The 19,489-nt window shown below is 71.0% G+C and carries 20 protein-coding genes; 10 read left to right on the forward strand and 10 right to left on the reverse strand.

Annotation, left to right across the window (positions count from 1 at the left end; genetic code table 11):
- The first annotated feature begins 69 nt into the window (after positions 1 to 69).
- Positions 70 to 1,188, forward strand: a complete 1,119-nt coding sequence (gene serC, locus NOO62_RS17885) for a phosphoserine transaminase (RefSeq protein WP_268771892.1) — start codon at positions 70 to 72, stop codon at positions 1,186 to 1,188.
- 64 nt (positions 1,189 to 1,252) lie between these two features.
- On the opposite strand, the gene NOO62_RS17890 is transcribed toward serC, so the two are convergent.
- Both NOO62_RS17890 and NOO62_RS17895 read right to left on the reverse strand, forming a co-directional pair.
- Entirely contained in the window at positions 1,253 to 2,104 is an 852-nt protein-coding gene (locus NOO62_RS17890) for an ABC transporter permease (protein ID WP_268771893.1), read from the reverse strand.
- Positions 2,101 to 3,126 carry an ATP-binding cassette domain-containing protein gene (locus NOO62_RS17895; protein WP_268771894.1) on the reverse strand — a complete coding sequence of 342 codons (1,026 nt, stop codon included), beginning with the start codon at positions 3,124 to 3,126 and terminating at the stop codon, positions 2,101 to 2,103. Before NOO62_RS17895 ends, NOO62_RS17890 begins: the two co-directional genes overlap by 4 nt.
- Positions 3,127 to 3,261: 135 nt before the next feature.
- Here NOO62_RS17895 and NOO62_RS17900 point away from each other — a divergent pair, with 135 nt between their 5' ends.
- Entirely contained in the window at positions 3,262 to 4,029 is a 768-nt protein-coding gene (locus NOO62_RS17900; RefSeq protein ID WP_268771895.1) for a TetR/AcrR family transcriptional regulator, read from the forward strand.
- Between the two features lie 36 nt (positions 4,030 to 4,065).
- Here NOO62_RS17900 and NOO62_RS17905 read toward each other — a convergent pair whose 3' ends face one another.
- Complete coding sequence (locus NOO62_RS17905; RefSeq protein WP_268771896.1) at positions 4,066 to 5,100, reverse strand: WD40 repeat domain-containing protein; 1,035 nt, start codon at positions 5,098 to 5,100, stop codon at positions 4,066 to 4,068.
- A 134-nt stretch (positions 5,101 to 5,234) separates the two neighbouring features.
- Here NOO62_RS17905 and NOO62_RS17910 point away from each other — a divergent pair, with 134 nt between their 5' ends.
- Positions 5,235 to 5,945 (forward strand): GDSL-type esterase/lipase family protein, encoded by a 711-nt coding sequence (locus tag NOO62_RS17910; protein WP_268771897.1) that lies wholly within the window; start codon positions 5,235 to 5,237, stop codon positions 5,943 to 5,945.
- A 17-nt stretch (positions 5,946 to 5,962) separates the two neighbouring features.
- On the opposite strand, the gene NOO62_RS17915 is transcribed toward NOO62_RS17910, so the two are convergent.
- Positions 5,963 to 6,865 (reverse strand): MBL fold metallo-hydrolase, encoded by a 903-nt coding sequence (locus NOO62_RS17915; protein WP_268771898.1) that lies wholly within the window; start codon positions 6,863 to 6,865, stop codon positions 5,963 to 5,965.
- An 89-nt stretch (positions 6,866 to 6,954) separates the two neighbouring features.
- Here NOO62_RS17915 and NOO62_RS17920 point away from each other — a divergent pair, with 89 nt between their 5' ends.
- Positions 6,955 to 7,953, forward strand: coding sequence for an AraC family transcriptional regulator (locus tag NOO62_RS17920; protein WP_268771899.1), 999 nt, complete (start codon positions 6,955 to 6,957; stop codon positions 7,951 to 7,953).
- Here the strand turns inward: NOO62_RS17920 and NOO62_RS17925 are convergent.
- Together NOO62_RS17925 and NOO62_RS17930 are read right to left on the reverse strand one after the other, a co-directional pair.
- On the reverse strand, positions 7,907 to 9,085 hold the full coding sequence (locus NOO62_RS17925) for a hypothetical protein (RefSeq protein ID WP_268771900.1): 1,179 nt from the start codon (positions 9,083 to 9,085) through the stop codon (positions 7,907 to 7,909). The genes NOO62_RS17920 and NOO62_RS17925 overlap by 47 nt on opposite strands.
- 66 nt (positions 9,086 to 9,151) lie before the next feature.
- Positions 9,152 to 9,658, reverse strand: coding sequence for a carboxymuconolactone decarboxylase family protein (locus NOO62_RS17930; protein WP_414930847.1), 507 nt, complete (start codon positions 9,656 to 9,658; stop codon positions 9,152 to 9,154).
- A gap of 23 nt (positions 9,659 to 9,681) precedes the next feature.
- Here NOO62_RS17930 and NOO62_RS17935 point away from each other — a divergent pair, with 23 nt between their 5' ends.
- Positions 9,682 to 10,242 (forward strand): MarR family winged helix-turn-helix transcriptional regulator, encoded by a 561-nt coding sequence (locus NOO62_RS17935; protein WP_268771901.1) that lies wholly within the window; start codon positions 9,682 to 9,684, stop codon positions 10,240 to 10,242.
- 205 nt (positions 10,243 to 10,447) lie between these two features.
- Positions 10,448 to 11,440 carry an aldo/keto reductase gene (locus NOO62_RS17940; RefSeq protein ID WP_268771902.1) on the forward strand — a complete coding sequence of 331 codons (993 nt, stop codon included), beginning with the start codon at positions 10,448 to 10,450 and terminating at the stop codon, positions 11,438 to 11,440.
- A 202-nt stretch (positions 11,441 to 11,642) separates the two neighbouring features.
- Here NOO62_RS17940 and thpR read toward each other — a convergent pair whose 3' ends face one another.
- Positions 11,643 to 12,233, reverse strand: a complete 591-nt coding sequence (gene thpR / locus NOO62_RS17945) for an RNA 2',3'-cyclic phosphodiesterase (protein WP_268771904.1) — start codon at positions 12,231 to 12,233, stop codon at positions 11,643 to 11,645.
- A gap of 23 nt (positions 12,234 to 12,256) precedes the next feature.
- Between thpR and NOO62_RS17950 the strand changes: the two genes are divergently transcribed.
- Positions 12,257 to 12,781: a GNAT family N-acetyltransferase gene (locus tag NOO62_RS17950; protein WP_268771905.1), complete on the forward strand. Its 525-nt coding sequence runs from the start codon at positions 12,257 to 12,259 to the stop codon at positions 12,779 to 12,781.
- A 37-nt stretch (positions 12,782 to 12,818) separates the two neighbouring features.
- Here the strand turns inward: NOO62_RS17950 and NOO62_RS17955 are convergent, their stop codons facing one another.
- Together NOO62_RS17955 and NOO62_RS17960 are read right to left on the reverse strand one after the other, a co-directional pair.
- Complete coding sequence (locus tag NOO62_RS17955; protein ID WP_268771906.1) at positions 12,819 to 14,165, reverse strand: MFS transporter; 1,347 nt, start codon at positions 14,163 to 14,165, stop codon at positions 12,819 to 12,821.
- 91 nt (positions 14,166 to 14,256) lie between these two features.
- On the reverse strand, positions 14,257 to 14,694 hold the full coding sequence (locus NOO62_RS17960; RefSeq protein ID WP_268771907.1) for a MarR family winged helix-turn-helix transcriptional regulator: 438 nt from the start codon (positions 14,692 to 14,694) through the stop codon (positions 14,257 to 14,259).
- A 143-nt stretch (positions 14,695 to 14,837) separates the two neighbouring features.
- Between NOO62_RS17960 and NOO62_RS17965 the strand changes: the two genes are divergently transcribed.
- Positions 14,838 to 15,020: a ribbon-helix-helix protein, CopG family gene (locus tag NOO62_RS17965; protein ID WP_079075028.1), complete on the forward strand. Its 183-nt coding sequence runs from the start codon at positions 14,838 to 14,840 to the stop codon at positions 15,018 to 15,020.
- Positions 15,021 to 15,041: 21 nt separating this feature from the next.
- On the opposite strand, the gene NOO62_RS17970 is transcribed toward NOO62_RS17965, so the two are convergent.
- Entirely contained in the window at positions 15,042 to 16,496 is a 1,455-nt protein-coding gene (locus NOO62_RS17970; protein ID WP_268771908.1) for an NCS2 family permease, read from the reverse strand.
- Positions 16,497 to 16,713: 217 nt separating this feature from the next.
- On the opposite strand from NOO62_RS17970, the gene NOO62_RS17975 reads away from it, so the two are divergent.
- Together NOO62_RS17975 and NOO62_RS17980 are read left to right on the forward strand one after the other, a co-directional pair.
- Complete coding sequence (locus tag NOO62_RS17975; protein ID WP_055568429.1) at positions 16,714 to 16,971, forward strand: DUF2530 domain-containing protein; 258 nt, start codon at positions 16,714 to 16,716, stop codon at positions 16,969 to 16,971.
- A gap of 106 nt (positions 16,972 to 17,077) precedes the next feature.
- Positions 17,078 to 19,480: an HAD-IC family P-type ATPase gene (locus NOO62_RS17980; RefSeq protein WP_268771909.1), complete on the forward strand. Its 2,403-nt coding sequence runs from the start codon at positions 17,078 to 17,080 to the stop codon at positions 19,478 to 19,480.
- Positions 19,481 to 19,489: the final 9 nt, after the last annotated feature.

Below are 19,489 nucleotides of genomic sequence, written 5' to 3' on the forward strand. Positions count from 1 at the left end.
GGGTGGGGGCGCGATCTCAGTCGACGGACACCACCGGAACCCCGTCCCCCGAGCCGCTAGGCTCGCCCCGTGGCTGAGATCCAGATTCCCGCTGACATGAAGCCCGCCGACGGCCGTTTCGGCGCGGGCCCCTCCAAGGTGCGTACGGAGGCGCTGGACGCCCTGGCCGCCACCGGCACCTCCCTCCTCGGCACCTCCCACCGGCAGGCCCCGGTCAAGAACCTGGTCGGCCGCGTGCGTGAGGGCATCAACAGCCTCTTCTCCCTCCCCGAGGGGTACGAGGTGATCCTCGGCAACGGCGGCTCCACCGCGTTCTGGGACGTGGCGACGCACGGCCTGATCGAGAACAAGTCGCAGCACCTCAACTTCGGCGAGTTCTCCTCGAAGTTCGCGAAGGCGTCGAAGCTCGCCCCGTGGCTCGCCGAGCCGACGGTGATCACGAGCGACCCGGGTACGCACCCGGACCCGAAGGCGGAGGCGGGCGTCGACGTCTACGCCTTCACGCACAACGAGACCTCGACCGGCGTCGCGGCGCCCATCGAGCGGGTCGACGGCGCCGACGCCGGCTCCCTCGTCCTCGTGGACGCCACGTCCGGCGCGGGCGGCCTGCCGGTCGACATCGCCGAGACGGACGTCTACTACTTCGCGCCGCAGAAGTCCTTCGCCTCCGACGGCGGCCTCTGGCTGGCCGCGTTCTCCCCGGCGGCGATCGAGCGTGCCGAGCGGATCCACGCGTCGGGCCGCCACGTGCCGGAGTTCTTCTCGCTTCCCACGGCGATCGACAACTCCCGCAAGAACCAGACGTACAACACCCCGGCGCTCGCCACGCTCTTCCTGCTCGCCGAGCAGCTGGACTGGATGAACTCGCAGGGCGGCCTGGAGTTCACGACGGGCCGCACGGCCGCGTCGTCGCGCACGCTGTACGGCTGGGCCGAGGAGTCCAAGTACGCGACGCCGTTCGTCACGGACCCGGCGAAGCGGTCGCAGGTCATCGGCACGATCGACTTCGCCGACGAGATCGACGCGGGCGCGGTGGCGAAGGCGCTGCGCGCCAACGGCATCGTGGACACCGAGCCGTACCGCAAGCTGGGCCGCAACCAGCTGCGCGTCGCGATGTTCCCGGCGATCGACCCCGCGGACGTCGAGGCGCTGACCAAGTGCATCGACTACGTCATCGAGAAGCTGTAGCAGCACCCTCAACAGCACCCTTCGGGGCGCCCGTCCCACCAGGACGGGCGCCCCGAAGCGCGTTCTACCGGCTCAGCCGCCTGAACCTCCGTACCGCCATCGGCAGGAACACCAGCGAGATCACCACCGGCCACACCACCGCCATCAGCACCGCGTGCTGTTCGACCCAGCTCGTGCCGCCGGCGCCGGGGTTGCCGAAGAGTTCGCGCGTGGCCGTGCCCGTCGACGAGACGGGGTTCCACGCGGCGACCGGGGCCAGCCAGTCCGGCATCAGGGACGGCGCCACGAAGACGCTGGAGATCATCGTGAGCGGGAACGCCACCGCGTAGAGGCCGCCCGCCGCCTCCGGGGTCGGGACCACCAGGCCCAGGTACACGCCCACCCAGATCAGGCTGAAGCGCAGGAGCAGCAGCAGGGCGAAGGCGAGCAGCGTGTCGACGACGTCCGCGCCGGAGCGCCAGCCGATGGCGAGTGCCGTCAGCGCGAGGATGGTCAGCTCGGCGCAGGCCACGATCAGGTCGGCGAGGCCGCGGCCCGACGCCACCGCCGAGGGAGCCATCGGCATCGAGCGGAACCGGTCGATGACGCCCTTCGTCGAGTCGGTGACGACGCCCATCGCGGTGTTCATGAAGCCGAACGCCATCGTCATCACGAACATGCCGGGCATCAGGAACTGCTTGTAGTCGCCGTCCTCCCCGCCGCCGGGCACCTTCATCGCCTCGCCGAAGACGAAGCCGTACAGCAGCACGCTGATGATGGGGAAGCCGAGCTGCCAGGCGATGGTGACGGGCTGGCGCAGGAAGTGCGTGAGGTAGCGGCGGGTGACGTTCCAGCAGTCGGCCAGGGCCCAGAAGAGGCGTCCGTGCGCCGGGGAAGGGGCCTGGGGCGCGGCGGCCGGTGCGAGGGTTGCGCTCATGCCGCGACCTCCTCCTTCATCTTCGTCGCTTCGGTCGTTCCGGTTGCTTCGGTCGTTTCCTTCGTCTCGGACGTCTGGCCCGTGAGCCGCAGGAACACGTCGTCGAGGCTGGGCCTGCGCAGGCCGATGTCCTCGACCGCGACGCCCTCGTCCCGCAGGGTCCGCGCCACCTCCGTCAGGGCGGCGACGCGGTCCGTCACCGCGCCCTGCACGCGGCGCTCCACGTCGACGGCCAGCGGCTCGCCGTCACACACGCGGGAGACGGCCCGCACGGCCGCGGGCAGGTCGGCGTGGTCGCGCACGACGACGTCGAGGTGGCTGCCGCCCACCGTGTTCTTGAGGCCGTCGGGGGTGTCGTCCGCGATGGCGCGGCCGCGGTCGATGACGGTGATGCGGGAGGCGAGCCGGTCGGCCTCCTCCAGGTACTGGGTGGTGAGCAGCACGGTCGTGCCGTCCGCCACCAACCCCCTGACCGTGTCCCACACTTCGAGGCGGCTGCGCGGGTCGAGGCCGGTGGTCGGCTCGTCCAGGAAGAGGACGGCGGGCGAGAGGATCATCGACGCGGCGAGGTCGAGCCTGCGCCGCATGCCGCCGCTGTACTGGCCCGCGCCGTTCTCCGCCGCGTCCTCCAAATGGAACTGCTCCAGGAGCTCCTGGGCGCGCCGCGCCGCGCGCTTCCCGCCCAGGTGGAAGAGGCGGCCGAACATCTCCAGGTTCTGCCGACCGGTGAGGATCTCGTCGACCGCCGCGTACTGACCGGTGAGGCCGATGCGGCCGCGGACCAGCGCGGACTCACGCATGACGTCGGCGCCCGCGACCTCGGCGCGGCCGCCGTCGAGCCTGACGAGCGTGGAGAGGATACGTACGGCGGTGGTCTTGCCCGCGCCGTTGGGTCCTAGGAGCCCGTGCACCGTGCCCTGCTCGACGTGCAGGTCGAAGCTGTCCAGCGCCCGCTTCTCCCCGTACCGCTTCTCCAGCCCCTCGGCCCGCACCGCGAAGCCGTTTCCCTTGACCGCGTCCATCGACTGCCCCTTCCCACACCGGCCCACATCCGGCGCACACCATCTGGGTACGCCGTACTCAATTGAGAGTACACCGTACCCAGTTTTGCGCGTACGCCGTACCCAGTTTCGGTGTCTGCGATTAGGCTGAGCCCCATGACGAGCACGAACGGCGGCGACGACCGGCGCACCGGCAGCGACATCACCCGCAGCCTGGAGCTGCTCTGGGGCGAGGGCGGCCGGCCGGCCCGGGGCCCCAAGCCGGGGCTCACGCTGGACCGGATCGTCACCGAGGCGGTGCGACTCGCGGACGCCGAGGGGCTCGCGGCCGTCAGCATGCGGCGCCTGTCCACGGAACTCGGCACCGGCACGATGTCCCTCTACCGGTACGTCCCCGGCAAAGGCGACCTCGTCGATCTGATGCTGGACCGCGTCAACACACCGCCGGAGGACGACGAGCCCTTCACCGGCGGGTGGCGCGAGGGCGTCGAGGCGTTCGCACGCGAGACCCTCGTCCTCTACCGCCGCCACCCCTGGCTGCTCCACGTCAACCAGGCCCGCCCGGTCCTCGGCCCCGGCGCCGTCGGCGGCCTCGACCGCGTGCTGTCCCGCATCAAGCCGATGGGGCTGACCGACCCCGAGCTGATCGGAGTGATCGTCATGACAGAGGGGTACGTCACCGGGGTCGCCCGCACCCAGGTGCACGAGATGGAGGCCGTGACCAGGAGCGGCCTGTCGGAGCAGGACTTCTGGGAAGCCCAGGCCCCGACCCTCGAACGCATCATGAAGAGCGGCCGCTACCCGACCCTCGCCCACCTCACCGACGACTCGTTCGGCCCGGACTTCGACCACTTCGAGTTCGGTCTGCAGCGCCTCCTGGACGGCCTGGACGCCCTGGTGGCCCGGCGCCGGGCCGAAAGCTGAGGGTCTGGCCCTGGCCTCGCCCCTGGCCCGGTACCGCTACCCGTGACGGCCGCCCCGCCTCCCCAGCCGCTTCCAGCCGAACACGGCGAGCAGCACCGCCCCGACGACGATCGCGCCCGTCTTGAGGCCTCCCTCGGCCCCGGAGTCCCCGCCCCCGTCGCCGGACCCCGCACCGCCGCCCGACGATCCGTCGGAGTCGCCCCCCGACCCGCCGCCCGGCGCCTCGACGGGCTTGACCTCGCTCTGCTCGCCCTCGGTGCCGTACATCAGCGTGGTCCCGTCGAGCGTGTACGTCACCGACTCGCCCTGCCGCTGCAACGGCACGCTCAGGCGGCCCTTGCGCTGCGGCTTCCGACCGGCGCCCTGCCACGCGTACCGGATGCCGCCGAAGTACCCGCGCACCGCGAGCTGTTCACCGTCGGGCGAGAAGGCACCGTCGGTCACCCACAGGTCGATCTCGGAGATCCGCTTGAAGACGTTCGTGCTCGACGCGGACATCCGCTCCGGGCCCTCGTAGAGGCCGCCGCCGTCCTCGTTCTTGCTCACGATGTAGATCCGGCCGGTCTTCGGGTGCACCATCAGCGCCTCCGCGTCCCGCGCCCCGTCGGCGTACTTCACGACGTACTGCGTGGCGCGGACCGTCTGGTCCTTCAGGGTCTTCGGCTCGGGGAGCTTGTAGACCCAGACGTTCGACCAGGTGCCGTTGAGGTTGTCGCCGATGTCGCCGACGTAGATGTTGCCGTCGCCGCCGACCGAGATCGCCTCGACGTCGCGCGGCGCGCCCACGCCGGTCATCGTCACGGTGGCGACGGTCTTCCCCGTCTTCGAGTCGACCGCGTACAGGAAGGCGCCCTTGTCCTGGTCGTTGTGCGTCCAGTAGACGCCCGGGTGGGCGCGGGACGCGGCGAGGCCGCTGGACTCGACGATGCGCGGGTCCTCGATCGTGAACCCGTCGTGGTCGTCGGCCGCGGCGGGCACGGCGGCGGCCACGGTGAGCACCAGCGCGGCGCCGATACCGGCGAGGACAGACGGAACAGACGGAGCACACGGAAAAGCCCGAAGCGAACGCATGGGCCAAGCGTGCCACTAGCCCGGGTCCTCCCTCCCCCCGGTCCTCCCTCCCCCTGCCCGCGAGCCTCCCCCCGCCCGCGAGCGTGCGCAGCCTCACATCGCAGCCGACCGCCCTCATCCGGGATGATGAGCGGATGCTCAGGTTCATGTTCGTCGGCGACTCGATGACCATCGGAAGCGCCGGGGAACACACCTGGCGCTTCCGGATGTGGCAGCACCTGCGCGGCACCCTCGGCCCCGAGGGCGTCGCCGTGGTCGGCCCGCGCACGGCGCTCCACGACAAGGCGACGGGAGAGCCGGTCTCCCACGACCACCACCCCGCCACGTCCCCGGACTTCCCCCGCAACCACCTCGCGGGCTGGGGCGAGGGCTGGCTGCACCTGGCGCCGCAGATCGCCGGCGCGCTCACCCGCGACCCCGCCGACGTCCTGCTCGTCTCCCTCGGCCTCATCGACCTCGGCTTCTACACGAACGCGGAGCAAACCGCCGACAACGTCCGCGCCTTCGTCACGGCGGCCCGCTCGGCCAACCCGCACGTGCGGATGGTCCTGCTCCCCGTCATACCGAACATCCGCGCCGAATCGGACGCCCCGTTCGCCGCCGAGGTCACCCGCTTCAACGAACTCCTCGCGAAGGCGGCCACGGACCTGGACACGCCCCGCTCCCCGCTCCTGCTGGCCTCGCGCCCGCCGTCGTACGACATCCACGTCGACACGTACGACGGCACGCACCCGAACGCGAGCGGTGAACACAGGCTGGCGGCGGCCTTCGCCGACGCGCTGTCCCAGGCGTGGGACATCGGTGGCCCCTACGACCGTGCCTCGCTCCTCACACCCACCGTGTGATCACACCCACCGGCTGATCACACCCACCGGCTGATCGCGAACTTCTGCCCCTCGCGGCGCACTTCCACGGCGCCCGGCCCGGCGAAGTGCGCCGGAATCACCAGCTCGCCCTCGTCGGCGGCCCGCCCGAGGACCCGGACGCGCGAGGCGGCCGCCTCCTTCGGGTCCTCGCAGAAGGCGCTGCTGCAGCACGGTTCGAGGATCTGCACCGGTACGTGCAGGAGGTCACCGGCGAAGACCGCGCGGTCGGTGCCGGACTTCAGCCGCAGCACGGACGAGCCGGGGGTGTGGCCGGGCGCGGACTCCAGGGTGAGGTGGGAGTCGATGCGGTGCGTGCCCTCCCACAGCACGGCCTGACCGGCGTCGACGACGGGGGCGATGCTGTCCGCGAAGCCGTACCTGTGGTCCGCGCGGACGGCGTCCCCGCGCCCGGGGCCGTAGAAGGCGTGGTCGGCGGCCGGAACGAGGTAGGTGGCGTTGGGGAAGGTGGGCACCCAACTGCCGCCCACGTTGCGCGTGTTCCATCCGATGTGGTCACCGTGGAGGTGCGTGTTGACGACGACGTCGACGTCCTCGGGGCGCACGCCCACCGCGGCGAGCCGGTCCAGGTAGTCCGTGTCCAGGCCCTCGAAGGCGGGCACCCCGGGCCGCTCCCTGCCGTTGCCGATGCCCGTGTCGACGAGGACGGTCCCGCCCTCGCTCCTGAGCACCCAGGTCTGGATGACCGCGAGGGCGTCGCCGCTGCCCGGGTCCCAGTGGTCGGGCGCGAGCCACTCCTCGTTGCCGCGCCACACCTCATCGGGCACCTCGGGCGCGATGACCTCCGCCGCGAGCGGGAACCTCGCGACCTCCACCACCCGGCTGACCTCGACGTCGCCCAACACGACTGTCTGCGCACTCAGTTCACTCGGTTCGCTCATGGACTCAACCTATGGAGGGCGGCGCGAGTGTCTCAATGCCCGCCCACCTCAACCGGATACGCGTACGTCTCACGCATTAGGCTCCCGGCATGGACGTGGTCAGTGATGCGATCTCGGCGGCACGGGTCGGACAGCCGGTCTCCAACCGGATCAGGGCGTCGGGCTCGTGGTGCGCCAGGATCCCCTCGTACGACGGACTCGGCTTCCGCGTACTCCTGGAGGGGAGTTGCTGGCTGCTGCCCGACGACGGCGGCGCCCCGTTCGTGCTCGCGGCGGGTGATGTGGTGCTGCTGCCGCGCGGCTCGGGGCACATCCTCGCGGACTCGCCCGCCGACGGACGAGCGGTGGAGCGGGCGACGCCCTTCGACCTCTGGCTGGAGAAGCACGCCCTGCCGGTGACGCACGACCACGCGCCCGGCGGCTCCCCCGGGCCCGCGGTCGAGATGCTCTGCGGCAAGTACCACCTGGACCGCGGCCAGGCGCACCCGCTGCTCGACGAGATCCCCGACATCGTCCACCTGCCCCGCCGCCCCGGTCACCACCCCGAGCTGCAGGCCGCGATCGACCTGCTCGGCAGGGAGGCGGGCGCGTCCCGCTGCGGCGCCGACGTGGCCGTGGCCGGCCTCCTCGACCTGCTCCTGGTCTACATGGTGCGCGCCTGGCTGGAGGCCTCCCAGGCCGACTCCCACTCCATGGCCCGCTGGCCCGCCGCACTCAGCGACCCGGTCGTCGCACGCGCCCTGCGCCACCTCCACGAGGCCCCCGAAGCACCGTGGACCAACGAGGTACTGGCGGCCCGCACGGGCGTCTCGCGCGCCACGCTCGCCCGCCGCTTCACGACCCTCGTGGGCCGCGCCCCCATGGCGTACCTCACCTGGTGGCGCATGTCCCGCGCGGCCCTCCTCCTGCGCGACTCGACGGCCTCCCTGGACTCGGTGGCCCGGCAGGTCGGCTACAGCTCCCCGTACGCCCTCTCCCACGCCTTCACGCGGGCGTTCGGCACGACCCCCGGCCGCTACCGGGCCCGGAGCGCGGAGGACCTCAGCCCGACTGCTCGCTCCGAGCCCGTTCGGACATCAGCCGGGTGACGAACTGCAGGTCGTCGCTGTCGTAGTGGCGGCTCTCCGTGTCCTTGCCGCTGACGAAGGTGATCACGGTGCCGGTGCGGACCATCGTGTGGTTGGTGGTCTCGGTGACGTACCCCCCGCCGCGGCTCTCGGACAGGGAGAACGCGATGAGTTCGTCGCCGACCGCCGGCATCGTCATCCGCCGCGCACCCTCCTCGGCCGCCTCCCGGCTCCGCGCGCGGAAGGCGTCGGAGGCCTTGCCCACACTCGGGTACGCGAGGACCCGGAACTCGGTGTCCATGCCGTAGCTCGGCAGGTACTCGGCCCTGCCCTCGTACGTCGAGCCGTCGTCCTGCGAGGAGACCTCAGCGGCGGGCGGACTGCTCATCGTCCAGCCCGACGCCAGACTGGTCGCGTCGGGCAGCACCCGCACGACCGCGTCGGCATCGGCGAGCGCCTCGGGCTTCCAGTCCCCGCCGCCCTTGCCGCCCTCACCCGCAGCACTGCCGGACCCGCTGCCGGACCCGCTGCCCGACCCGTCCCCCGCGCCGCCCACCGCGGCGTCGCCCGCGTCCACCCCGGAGGCCGCCACCCCGCCCCCGCCCGCCGAGTCGTCACCGTCGAACGCCTTCGTGCCGCCGTAGACGGCGAGGACCACGAGGGCGGCGAGGACGGCCAGGCACGCGACGAGCGCCGTGCGCCCGGCCGGGGTGTTGCTGAAGGTCACGGGTCCCAGCGACAGCGTGCTGCCCCGCACCTTCGCGCCGCCGTCGATCACGATGCTGCCCGTGTACTGCCGCGGCGGGTCGGGCGGGGGTGCCGGTTCGGACTGCGGTGGCGGATCGGACGGCGGTGGCGGCGGCACGGCCGGAGGCGGGCCCGCGAGCGCCTGCGCCAACGCCTGCGCGAGTCCGGCGGCGAACTCCGGGTCCGCGGCGACCCGCTCCCGTACGGCCGCCGTCAGCGCGGCCAGCGCCTCCGGGTCCCGCGGCCGCTCGTCCACGACGGCCAGCGCGGCCTGCCCGGACGGCTCGGCCCCGACGCGCCGCCGCACGAGGTCGGAGACGCTCTGCCCCACCTCGGCCCCCACGGCCCCCGCCGCACCACCGGCGAACCCGGCCACCACGCGCACCGCTTCAGCAACGACATCCATGGGCTCATTGTCAGTCAAGTCACTACAGACGCAATGGAGTTGACGCGCATCGCGGGCGATGGACGGTCAAGCCGCCCGCGTCAGCCGGTTCGCGAGCGTCGACATCGTGTACGTACCGATGCCGAGGACGACTTCGAGGGCGTTGCGTTCGGTGTGACCGTGGGCGAGGAACGCCTTGAGGTCGTCGTCCGGGACGCCGCCCGCCGTCGCGAGGACGGCGAGCGTGAACTCCCGTACGGCCTCCAGGCGTTCGTCGCCGAGGGGCCGCTGCTCGCGCAGGGCGGCCACCAGCTCCGCCCCCGCGCCCAGCTTGCGCAGCTTGCCGGTGTGCAGGGTGACGCAGATGTGACACTCGTTGCGGGCGGCGACGGTCATGATGACGACCTCGCGGGCGACGGGGTCGAGGGTCGTCCGGTCGAAGGCGGCGGTCATCTCAAGGAACCCGTTGAGGAGTTCGGGCGACTCGGCGAGCCGCGCGACGGCGTCCGGCACCTGCCCGAAGGCGGCGGCGGTGCGCTCCATCGCGGGGCGGGAGTCGGACGGTGCGGTCTCCAGTGTGTGCGCGGTGAACACGAGTACCCCCTAAAATCGACAACATGGTTGACGAAAAGAAGGTAAACCAGGTTGTCGGAACGGACAAGGGGAGCGACGGAAAGAGGACCGACGGGAAGGGGACCGACGGGAAGGGGACCGCGGACCGGCCGGGATACGAGCTCCCCCTCCTCCTCTTCGCCGGTTTCCGCACCCTCATCGACCGCCTCCACGCCGAACTCGCCCGCCAGGGCCACCCCGACGTGCGCCCCGCCCACGGCTTCGCCATGCAGGCGATCGGGCCGGACGGTGCCACCGCCAGCGAGGTCGGACGCCGCCTCGGCGTCTCCAAGCAGGCGGCGGGCAAGACGGTCGACCGCCTCATCACCCTCGGCTACGCGGCCCGCACCGAAGACCCCGCCGACGCCCGCCGCAAACTCGTCCGCCTCACCCCGCACGGCATCGACGCGCTCCGCCGCTCGGCGACGGTCTTCGACGAGCTGCGCGCGGAGTGGGCGGCGTCCCTGGGCGCGGACCACCTGGCCGACCTGGAGTCGTCCCTCCGCGCGGTCGTACCGCCGGACGCGTTCCGCCTCGACGCGGCGGGGTGGCTGGGCGGCTCGTGACCGGACGTGACCTTGTCACCGTGCGTATCGTTACGACGACCGTCGTAGATGTGATGACCGACAGGATCGAGATGGCCGACGACGCGGCACCGCCGTGGACCTCGTCCTCCAGACCGACGACTTCCCCCGCGACTGACCCGGCCCCGCCCCGGACCGCCGTAACCCCCTTGCCTGGAGCCCACTCCACCCCGTTGGCTGGACTCCCATGAAGTACACGCAGCTGGGACGTACAGGGCTCAAGGTCAGCCGGCTCACGCTCGGGACCATGAACTTCGGGCCGCTCACCAACGAACCCGACAGCCACACGCTCATGGACGCCGCGCTCGACGCGGGCGTCAACTTCTTCGACACCGCCAACACCTACGGCCAGAGCGTCGGCAAGGGCCGTACCGAGGAGATACTCGGCACCTGGTTCACACAAGGAGGCGGCCGCCGCGACAAGGTCGTGCTGGCCACCAAGGTGTACGGCGACATGGCCCCGCACGGGGAAGAGCCCTGGCCCAACCACGACCGGCTCTCCGCGCTCAGCATCCGCCGCGCCGTCGACGCGAGCCTCAGGCGGCTGCAGACCGACCACATCGATCTCTACCAGTTCCACCACATCGACCGGCTGACACCGTTCGAGGAGATCTGGCAGGCCGTCGACGTCCTCGTCAAGCAGGGCAAGATCCTCTACGTGGGCTCCTCCAACTTCCCCGGCTACAAGATCGCCCAGGCCAACGAGACCGCCCGGCGCCTCGGCGGCTACGGCCTCGTCAGCGAGCAGTGCCTCTACAACCTCGCCGCCCGCGACGCCGAGATGGAGGTCCTCCCCGCCTCGCGGGACTACGGCCTCGGCGTCATCCCGTGGTCGCCGCTGCACGGCGGACTGCTCGGGGGCGTGCTGAAGAAGGAGGGCGAGGGCTCGCGCCGCACCGGCGGCCGCGCCGCCGCCGACCTCGCGAAGCCGGAGGTCCGGGCGCGCGTCCAGGCGTACGAGGACCTGCTCGACAAGCACGGCCTCGAGCCCGGCGAGGTCGCGCTGGCGTGGCTGCTGTCCCGGCCCGGCGTCACCGCGCCGATCGTCGGCCCCCGCACGTCCGAGCAGCTCGAATCCGCACTGCGCGCGGTCGAGCTCGAACTGTCCGGCGAGGTCCTCGACGCACTGGACGAGATCTTCCCCGGCCCCGGCCCCTCACCGGAGTCCTTCGCCTGGTGAGGGTGAGGGTGCGGGCACGGGCACGGGCACGGGTACGGGTGGAGTAAGCAAGGTGGCGGCCGCGCGCGTCGGCTCACCGCCCAACGGCCGACCGCCTCACGGCTAACCGCCGAGCGCGGCCGCCACCGCCACCACGACGAACATCAGCACGAGCACACCGGCCATGATCCGGTTTCTGGTTTTCGGGTCCACGCAGACGAGGTTAACCGGCGCCGCCCGCCGCCCCCGCGCCGCCTCCCAGTACCCAGCGCCCGACCACCTCGTACCGGGGCCGCTCCCCCGCCACCCCGCTGCTCGGCAGATTGCTGCGTACGAGGGTCAGCTCCCGCACCGTCCACGCGGTGCCCTCGAAGGCGGCGAGCGCGTCCGCGTACGGGCCGAGATCGCCCTCACCCCGGGTCCGCGCCAGCGTCAGGTGCGGGCGGTAGTGCCGGTGCTCCTCCATCGGCACGCCCGCCTTCCGCGCCGCCGCGTCCGCCCGCGCGGCAAGCAGCCGCAACGCCGCCACGTCCCCCGCGGCGCCCGCCCACAGCGCCCGGTCCCCGAAGTGGCCGCCACCGCGCAGGGCGAGGGAGAACGGGGGTGTGCGGTGCGCGGCCCGCTCCAGGCGTGCGGTGAGGTCCGGGACCGTGGCGTCGTCGACCTCAGCCATGAAGGCGAGAGTGAAGTGCCAGCTGACGCGGGCCGTCCAGCGCAGCCCGTCGGCGCCGGGCAGCTCCTTCAACGCGTGCGCCGCGGTGGCCAGTTCGGTGGTCGCGGAGTCCGGCGGGAGGACCGCGGCGAAGAGTCTCATGAGAGTGACGCTAGCCTCCCTGCATGAGTGAGCCGATAGAGATCAGGCAGGGCGGGGCCGACGACGTTCCCGCCGTCCTCGCGCTCTTCGACGGAGCCGTGGAGTGGCTCGTGTCGCAGGGCCGCACGGGACAGTGGGGCACCAAGCCGTGGTCGGAGAACCCGAAGGCCGTCGCCCTGGTCGAGAAGTACCTGACGACGGGCGAACCGTGGATCGCGGAGATCGGCGGCGAGGTGGCGGGCACGGTGACGCTCACCGACGGGCCCGGCGGCGACATCATCCCGGCCGCGGACGAACCCGAGCGGTACATCCACCTCCTCGCCGCCGACCACCGCCGCCACGCGGGCCGCGGCGTGGGCCGCGCCCTGCTCGCGCACGCCGTCGAGGAGACCCGCAGGCAGGGCGTCCGGCTGCTGCGGGTCGACTGCTACCGGGGCGAGGACCGCGCCCTCGTCGCGTACTACGAGAGCAACGGCTTCACCGCCACCGAGCCCTTCACGGGCCCGGACGGCAGCTGGCCCGGCCAGGTACTCGCACAGCGCGTCTGACCGGGCCCTCCCCACACGCCACACACCCGCCGGGCGGCTACGCCGCCGTCGCGAGCTCCCGCTCCCGCGGCACGAACTGCACGTGCCGGCGGCCGCGGCGGAGGTCCACCTTCAGCCGGAGGTTCGCCGCGCGCGCCAGCATCAGGCCGACACCGGCCGCGGCGAGGGCGCAGACGAGACCGCCGACGGCCATGCTGATCCGCACGCCGTACGCGTCGGCGAGCCAGCCGAAGAGCGGGCCGCCGAGCGGCGTACCGCCGGTGAAGACCATCATGAACAGCGACATGACACGGCCCCGCATCTCCGGGTCCGTGGCCATCTGGACCGAGGAGTTGGCGGTGACGTTCACCGTCAGGCCGAGGATGCCGATCGGCACGATCAGCGCGACGAACATCCACAGCTCGGGCGCGAACGCGGCCACGATCTGCAGCACGCCGAAGGCGACGGCCGCCCCGGCGAGGAGCCGCAGCCGCGAGGTGCCGCGCCGGGCCGCGAGCAGCGCACCGGCCAGCGAGCCGATCGCCATGAGGGTGTTGAACAGCCCGTACATCCCCACGCCGCCGTGGAAGATGTCGTCCGCGAAGGCGCTCAGCCAGATCGGGAAGTTGAAGCCGAAGGTGCCGATGAAGCCGACGAGGACGATCGGCCAGATCAGCTCGGGGTTCTTCGACACGTAGTTCAGGCCTTCCCGCAGCTGCCCCTTGCCGCGCGACTTGCGCGGGGTGTGGTGCAGCTCGGCGGTACGCATCAGCAGCAGGCCGGTGAGCGGTGCGAGGAAGGACAGGCCGTTGGCGAGGAACGCCCAGCCCGGTCCCACGGCAGCGGTCAGCGCGCTCGCCACGGCGGGGCCGATGAGGCGGGCGGACTGGAAGTTGGCGGAGTTCAGCGAGACGGCGTTGCGGACCTGGTCGGGTCCCACCATCTCGGACACGAAGGACTGCCGCGTCGGGTTGTCGACGACGGTGACGAGGCCGGTGAAGAAGGCCGCGAAGTAGACGTGCCAGACCTGAACGTGCCCGCTCAGCGTCAGCGCCGCGAGGAAGAGCCCGCTGAGGCTCATCGCGCCCTGGGTCAGAAAGAGCAGGTTGCGCTTGGCGAAGCGGTCGGCGATCACGCCGCCGTACAGGCCGAAGAGCAGCATCGGCAGGAACTGCATGGCCGTGGTGATACCGACGGCCGCGGAGGATCCGGTGAGGCTGAGCACCAGCCAGTCCTGGGTGATGCGGGCCATCCAGGTACCGGTGTTCGAGACGACCGCGCCGGTCGCGAAGAGCCGGTAGTTGCGGATCTTCAGCGAGCTGAACATCGAGGTCTTGTGGGGGCGGACGGGCTTATCGAGGGCGGTTGGTGCGGGGGCGGAGTCTGCTCCGGATCCCGTACTCAAAGTGGCTTCGCCTCCTGGCGTACGTACGGCTCCCGCCGCCGGGGCGGCGGGAGTGCCCGCGGGGTGCCGCGGGGCTTGGGGGGGCAGCCCCCTAAAGGTGCGCGAGCTTCTCCAGTACGGGAGCGGCGGCGCGGAGCCGCGCCCACTCGTCGTCGTCGAGGTGCTCCGCCAGGCCGGCGAGCCAGGCGTTCCGCTTGCGGCGGCTCTCTTCGAGCATGGCCTCGGCGGTCTCGGTCTGGGTCACCACCTTCTGGCGGCGGTCCTCGGGGTGCGGCTCCAGCCGGACCAGCCCCTTGGCCTCGAGCAGCGCCACGATGCGGGTCATCGACGGCGGCTGCACGTGCTCCTTGCGGGCGAGCTCGCCCGGGGTGGCGGAGCCGCAGCGGGCGAGGGTGCCGAGCACCGACATCTCGGTGGGGCTCAGCGACTCGTCGACTCGCTGGTGCTTGAGTCGACGGGACAGGCGCATCACAGCGGAGCGCAGGGCGTTCACGGCGGCGGCATTGTCGCCATGGGAGAGGTCCGGCATGTTTGTTAGCGTAACTCATTACCCAAGCTAAAGACCACTTGGATTACCAGAAGTACGAGACCGAACCATTTCGTCACCCGAACGAGTGAGGTGACTTCGGAAAGTGACGCACCGGCCCGGGGCCGCCGAGGACCCTGTCGGACATGGGATCGCCAGTGCTCAGCCTGCGCATAGACGGTGAGCTGCTCGACCGGCTCCGACAGCACGCGGCCAAAAGAGGAATGAGCGTCCAGGACTATGTGGTCCGGACGCTCATTCGGGACGACTTCGACGAACGCTTCAAGGCGTCGGTCGAGGAGACGGAGAAGTTCTACGGGGCCGCGTGAGACACGTTCCGCCGACGGCCGCTACGTCAGGTTCAGCGCGGGCATCAGGTAGTAGAAGGCGAACACCGCCGACACCGCGTACATCGCGACCGGCACCTCGCGCCCGCGCCCGGCCGCGAGCCGCAGCACCGTGAAGGTGATGAAGCCCATGCCGATGCCGTTCGTGATCGAGTACGTGAACGGCATCATCAGCATCGTCACGAACGCGGGGATCGCGATGGTGTGGTCCGCCCAGTCGATCTGCCCGATGGACCCGGACAGGATCAGGAAGCCGACCGCGAGCAGCGCGGGCGTGGCCGCCTGGGACGGGACCATCGTGGCGAGCGGCGTGAGGAAGAGCGCGACGGCGAAGAGGCCGCCGGTGACGACGTTCGCGAACCCCGTGCGGGCGCCCTCGCCGACGCCCGCCGTGGACTCCACGAAGCAGGTGGTGGCGGAGGAGGACGAGGCGCCGCCCGCGGCGACGGCGATGCCGTCGACGAAGAGGACCTTGTTCATGCCGGGCATGTTGCCGTTGGCGTCGGTCAGCTTCGCCTCGTCACCGATGCCCATGATCGTGCCCATCGCGTCGAAGAAGCACGAGAGCAGCACGGTGAAGACGAAGAGGACGCCGGTCAGGACGCCGACCTTCTCGAAGCCGCCGAACAGGCTGATCTGGCCGACGAGCCCGAAGTCCGGCGTCGAGACGGGGTTGCCGGGCCACTCCGGACTGGTCAGACCCCAGGACGTGCTGTCGAGCCCGGCGGCGGCGTGGATGATCATCGCGACGACCGTCATGACGACGATGCTGAGCAGGATCGCGCCCGGCACCTTGCGCACGAGGAGCGCGAGGGTGAGCAGCACGCCGAGCACGAAGATGAGGACGGGCCAGCCGTTGAGGTGCCCGTCGCCGCCGAGCTGCAGCGGGACGGTGGTGTGCGCGGCGTCCGGGATGCGCGAGACGAACCCGGCGTCGACGAGGCCGATCAGCATGATGAAGAGGCCGATGCCGATCGCGATGCCCTTGCGCAGGCCCAGCGGCACGGCGTTCATCACGCGCTCCCGCAGCCCGGTCGCGACGAGCAGCATCACGACGAAGCCCGCGAGGACGACCATGCCCATGGCGTCGGGCCACGACATGCGGGGCGCGAGCTGGAGGGCGACGACGGTGTTGACGCCGAGGCCCGCGGCGAGCGCGATGGGCACGTTGCCGATGACGCCCATGAGGAGCGTGGTGAAGGCGGCGGTCAGCACGGTCGCGGTGACGAGCTGCTTGTTGTCGAGCTGATGCCCGTACATGTCCTTCGCGCTGCCCAGGATGATCGGGTTCAGCACGACGATGTAGGCCATCGCGAAGAAGGTGGCGAAGCCGCCGCGGACTTCCCTGGCGAGGGTCGAGCCGCGCTCCGAGATCTTGAAGAACGCGTCGAGGCCGTTCTGCGGGGCCTTCGGCGGCTCTTTACGGGCATCGACCGGAGCGCTGGCCGAGGAAGACATGGAGAACCTCATGACCTGTGAATGAAGAAGGGGAAGTGCCGAGCTTCGCGAACTTGTACCTTCATACGAAAGCAATCGGCCATTAACGAGCTGTTTCAGTATGAATACATGAAGCAGAAATCGCTATCTCCGCGCGTAGACCCCTACGGGGCAACGCGTGTACGGGCAGTGGGCAACACGTGTACGAGCCGACGGCCCCGCCTCGTAAGCTGTACGCATGGCGAAGTGGACCCCCAAGCACGAGGCGCCGGAGCCCCTGGAGGGCCCCGTGGTCTCCACCATCACCGGTGGCACGATCCTCTGGTTCGTCCTCTTCCTCGTCCAGCTGCCGTTCTACGGCTGGTTCGACGACCGCGACGCGACCTGGTGGGTGTGGACCTGCCTGGCCGGCGCGGGCCTCGGCCTCATCGGCATCTGGTACGTACGCAAGCGCGACGCGGCGATCAAGAGGTCGAAGGTCACACAGCCGCAGTAACCCCCCGACGGTCCGTACAACTATGGGACGGGTCACGTCCTACCCTGGTCGGATCTTTGGGGCATTCAAGGGGTGAAGCCGCAAGACCCCCCTTACCGTCGAATGCATGACGCATATCGACGCGGGCGCCGAGCTCGACCCGGTCCACCCGGTGCCGCCCCCCAAAGGGCGGGCCACCGGCCTGACCGCCGCGGAAGTGGCCGAGCGGGTCGCGCGCGGCGAAGTCAACGACGTACCGGTACGGAGCTCACGCTCGCTCGGCGAGATCGTCCGGGCCAACGTCTTCACCCGCTTCAACGCGATCATCGGCGTGCTCTGGGTGATCATGCTGTTCGTCGCACCGATCCAGGACAGCCTCTTCGGCTTCGTGATCGTCGCCAACACCGGCATCGGCATCATCCAGGAGTGGCGCGCCAAGAAGACGCTGGACAGCCTCGCCGTCATCGGCGAGGCCAAACCCACCGTGCGCCGCGACGGACGGGCCGCCGAGATCTCCGCCTCCGAGATCGTCCTCGGCGACCTCGTGGAGCTCGGGCCCGGCGACAAGATCCCCGTGGACGGCGAGGCCGTCGAGACCGACAGCCTGGAGGTCGACGAGTCGCTCCTCACCGGTGAGGCCGACCCCGTCATCAAGAAGCCCGGCGACAAGATGATGTCGGGCTCCTTCGTGGTCGCGGGCGGCGGCGCCTTCACCGCCACCAAGGTCGGCCGCGAGGCGTACGCGGCCCAGCTCGCCGAGGAGGCCAGCCGCTTCACCCTCGTCCACTCCGAGCTGCGCACCGGCATCTCCACGATCCTCAAGTACGTGACGTGGCTGATGGTGCCGACCTCCATCGGCCTGGTCATCTCCCAGCTCGTCGTCAAGGACGACAACTTCAAGGAGTCCATCGCCTACACGGTCGGCGGGATCGTCCCCATGATCCCGGAGGGGCTCGTCCTCCTCACCTCCGTGGCCTTCGCGATCGGCGTCATCCGGCTCGGCCGCCAGCAGTGCCTGGTGCAGGAGCTCCCCGCGATCGAGGGCCTCGCCCGCGTCGACACGGTCTGCCTCGACAAGACCGGCACCCTCACCGAGGGCGGCATGGACGTCACGGAGCTGCGCCCGCTGGGCGGTGCCGACGAGGCGTACGTACGCAGGGTCCTCGGCGCCCTCGGCGAATCCGACCCGCGACCCAACGCGTCGCTCCAGGCGATCATCGACGCCTACCCCGACAGCGAGGAGTGGCGCTGCACGGAGTCGCTGCCCTTTTCCTCCGCCCGCAAGTACAGCGGCGCCTCGTTCAGCGAGGGCGACGGCACCACGTCGACGTGGCTGCTCGGCGCCCCCGACGTACTGCTGCCCGACGGCGACCCGTCACTCACCGAGATCGAGGACCTCAACAAGCAGGGCCTGCGCGTGCTGCTCCTGGCCCGCGCGGACAAGGACCTGGACGCCCCCGGCGTGGCGTCCGGCACGAAGGCGACGGCCCTGGTCGTCCTGGAACAGCGGCTGCGGCCCGACGCCGCAGACACCCTGCGCTACTTCGAGGAGCAGGACGTCTCCGCGAAGGTCATCTCCGGCGACAACGCCGTCTCGGTGAGCGCCGTCGCGGGCAAGCTCGGCCTGCCCGGCGCCGAGAACACCGTGGACGCGCGCAAGCTGCCCACCGAGCAGGACGAGATGGGGCGGGCCCTCGACGACAACTCCGTCTTCGGCCGCGTCACCCCGCAGCAGAAGCGCGACATGGTGGGCGCCCTCCAGTCACGCGGCCACACCGTCGCGATGACGGGCGACGGCGTGAACGACGTCCTGGCCCTCAAGGACGCCGACATCGGCGTCTCGATGGGCTCGGGCTCGGAGGCGACCCGAGCGGTCGCGCAGATCGTGCTCCTCAACAACAGCTTCGCGACGTTGCCGTCCGTCGTCGCCGAGGGCCGCCGCGTCATCGGCAACATCACGCGCGTCGCCACGCTGTTCCTGGTGAAGACCGTCTACTCGGTGATCATCGCGCTGCTCGTCGTCTGCTCGCAGGTCGAGTACATCTTCCTGCCCCGCCACCTGACGCTGCTCTCCACGCTGACGATCGGCGTCCCCGCGTTCTTCCTCGCGCTGGCCCCCAACAAGGAGCGCGCGAAACCGCACTTCGTCCGCAGGGTCATGCGGTACGCGATCCCTGGCGGCGTCGTCGCGGGTGTCGCCACGTTCGTGACGTATCTGCTGGCCCGGCACCACTACGACGGCGCGGGCGCGCGAGAAGCCGAGACCAGCGCGGCCACCCTGGCGCTGTTCCTGATCGCCATGTGGGTCCTCGCCATCATCGCCCGCCCCTACACGTGGTGGCGGATCGGCCTGATCGGCGCGATGGGTCTCGGCTTCCTGCTCGTACTGACCGTGCCCTGGCTCCAGGACTTCTTCCAGCTGAAGCTGGTGGGCACGACCATGCCGTGGGCGGCGGTCGCGATAGCGGCGGTGGCCTCACTGGTCATCGAGGTCGTCTACCGCTGGGTGGACCGCCGCTTTCCGGCGTAGGGGTGTGGT

This window comes from Streptomyces sp. Je 1-369 (assembly GCF_026810505.1).
Taxonomy (GTDB): domain Bacteria; phylum Actinomycetota; class Actinomycetes; order Streptomycetales; family Streptomycetaceae; genus Streptomyces.

Excerpts from the sequence above, each read along its gene's own strand:
- NOO62_RS17890 (WP_268771893.1), bottom strand. The coding sequence starts at position 2,104 with ATGAGCGCAACCCTCGCACCGGCCGCCGCGCCCCAGGCCCCTTCCCCG.
- NOO62_RS17895 (WP_268771894.1), bottom strand. The coding sequence starts at position 3,126 with ATGGACGCGGTCAAGGGAAACGGCTTCGCGGTGCGGGCCGAGGGGCTG.
- NOO62_RS17900 (WP_268771895.1), top strand. The coding sequence starts at position 3,262 with ATGACGAGCACGAACGGCGGCGACGACCGGCGCACCGGCAGCGACATC.
- NOO62_RS17905 (WP_268771896.1), bottom strand. The coding sequence starts at position 5,100 with ATGCGTTCGCTTCGGGCTTTTCCGTGTGCTCCGTCTGTTCCGTCTGTC.
- NOO62_RS17910 (WP_268771897.1), top strand. The coding sequence starts at position 5,235 with ATGCTCAGGTTCATGTTCGTCGGCGACTCGATGACCATCGGAAGCGCC.
- NOO62_RS17915 (WP_268771898.1), bottom strand. The coding sequence starts at position 6,865 with ATGAGCGAACCGAGTGAACTGAGTGCGCAGACAGTCGTGTTGGGCGAC.
- NOO62_RS17920 (WP_268771899.1), top strand. The coding sequence starts at position 6,955 with ATGGACGTGGTCAGTGATGCGATCTCGGCGGCACGGGTCGGACAGCCG.
- NOO62_RS17925 (WP_268771900.1), bottom strand. The coding sequence starts at position 9,085 with ATGGATGTCGTTGCTGAAGCGGTGCGCGTGGTGGCCGGGTTCGCCGGT.
- NOO62_RS17935 (WP_268771901.1), top strand. The coding sequence starts at position 9,682 with ATGGTTGACGAAAAGAAGGTAAACCAGGTTGTCGGAACGGACAAGGGG.
- NOO62_RS17940 (WP_268771902.1), top strand. The coding sequence starts at position 10,448 with ATGAAGTACACGCAGCTGGGACGTACAGGGCTCAAGGTCAGCCGGCTC.
- thpR (WP_268771904.1), bottom strand. The coding sequence starts at position 12,233 with ATGAGACTCTTCGCCGCGGTCCTCCCGCCGGACTCCGCGACCACCGAA.
- NOO62_RS17950 (WP_268771905.1), top strand. The coding sequence starts at position 12,257 with ATGAGTGAGCCGATAGAGATCAGGCAGGGCGGGGCCGACGACGTTCCC.
- NOO62_RS17960 (WP_268771907.1), bottom strand. The coding sequence starts at position 14,694 with ATGCCGGACCTCTCCCATGGCGACAATGCCGCCGCCGTGAACGCCCTG.
- NOO62_RS17965 (WP_079075028.1), top strand. The coding sequence starts at position 14,838 with ATGGGATCGCCAGTGCTCAGCCTGCGCATAGACGGTGAGCTGCTCGAC.
- NOO62_RS17970 (WP_268771908.1), bottom strand. The coding sequence starts at position 16,496 with ATGTCTTCCTCGGCCAGCGCTCCGGTCGATGCCCGTAAAGAGCCGCCG.
- NOO62_RS17975 (WP_055568429.1), top strand. The coding sequence starts at position 16,714 with ATGGCGAAGTGGACCCCCAAGCACGAGGCGCCGGAGCCCCTGGAGGGC.
- NOO62_RS17980 (WP_268771909.1), top strand. The coding sequence starts at position 17,078 with ATGACGCATATCGACGCGGGCGCCGAGCTCGACCCGGTCCACCCGGTG.